1 pseudogene is annotated in these 1,403 nt (G+C 67.1%); it reads right to left on the reverse strand.

The annotated features are described in order from the left end of the window. Positions 1-1,349: pseudogene (locus GA0115259_RS35145) on the reverse strand (IS701 family transposase); the annotation flags it as partial. Positions 1,350-1,403 lie beyond the last annotated feature (54 nt).

Here is a 1,403-nt window from a genome sequence, read left to right on the forward strand (position 1 = left end):
CTAGTACTCCAGCAGCGGTTCGTGTCTTGAGCTGCGTTTTCGGTAGTGGCAGTGGCGGGCGACGGCTTGGCGGTGTCTTCTCCAGGCCGACCATTTCAGTGTGTGGGTGACGGGATCGCGGTCGGTTCGTGGGTGGGGCAGGAGAGCGTCCAGGAGTCGCCGGATCTCTGCCACGGTGAGCGGGACGAGGGCCGATCCGTTTCTGCAGCCCCCTTTGCGGCGTCGGTGGTGGCCTGGGCTGCGAGTGCGGCCAGGACGGCGTGGGCGAGCATGGCCAGGGTGATGTGCCGGTACCAGCCGATGTAACGGCGGACTTCGTACTGATCGAGGCCGCACTCGTTCTTCGCGGCCTGGAAGCACTCCTCGACCGCCCAGCGGGAGCCGGCGATCCTGACCAGCTCGGCGATCTCGATCCCGACGGGCGCGTAGGCGAGGTAGTAGGCGATCTGGCCGGGGTCGGACAGGCTGCGGCGGGCCATCACCCAGCGGTGACGGGTGGGCGGATCGGCATCGAAGACAGGGTTGGCGGGCAGCCTGGCCGCGGCCCAGTCGTAGACGCGCGGGCCCTTCGCCCCGTGGCCGCAGGACAGCCGCTGCCAGGCATCAACAGGTGCTTCTTTGATGAGCTGGTCGATGCGCCAGATGCCGGCCAGGGACTTGATCTGCTGGGACTTGGGCACCGCCACCACGTATCCGACGTCGAGTTGTTCGAGCAGACGACGGAAGTGCCAGTCCTGTCCGTAAGCCTCATCCGCGGTGACCCAGGCGGCGGGCAGGCCAGCGGCGATGCAGCGGCGGACGATGTCCCGGGCCAGTTCACCCTTGGTGGCAAACCCTCGCCCGTCAGGGATCTTCGCGCCCCGGCAGCGGTCCCGGTCGGATGTCCATGCCTTGGGCAGGTAGAGCTCGCGGTCGACCAGGGCCCGGCCCGAGCGGGTGGCGTAGGCGGCGAACACTCCGATCTGGCAGTTGTCAATCTTTCCCGAGGTGCCGGTGTACTGCCGGCCGACCCCCGCCGACGTGGTGCCCTTCTTGATGAACCCGGTGTCGTCGATGATCAGTACGCCGTCCGGTCCGAGTCGTTCAGCAACGTATGCACGGACGTCGTCGCGTAGGGCGTCCGCGTCCCAGACACTGCTGTTCAAAAGCCGCTGGAAACCGTCGGGAGTGTGGTGACCTGCCCACTCCGCGAGCTGCCAGCCGTTCTTGCGTGCCGCCTGCCCCAGCAGGCCCCGGACATAGTCCCGCATCCGCCACCGCAGATCCGCCCGCCCGAACCTGCCCGCAACCCGCCCGAACACCGACTCCAACTCATCGGCCCACCAAGCGACTTCAGCCATCCCCTTCATACCAGGACAACGACAATCACCAGCTCAGGACACGAACCGCTGCTGGAGTACTAG

The organism is Streptomyces sp. MnatMP-M17, assembly GCF_900091995.1.
Classification (GTDB): domain Bacteria; phylum Actinomycetota; class Actinomycetes; order Streptomycetales; family Streptomycetaceae; genus Streptomyces.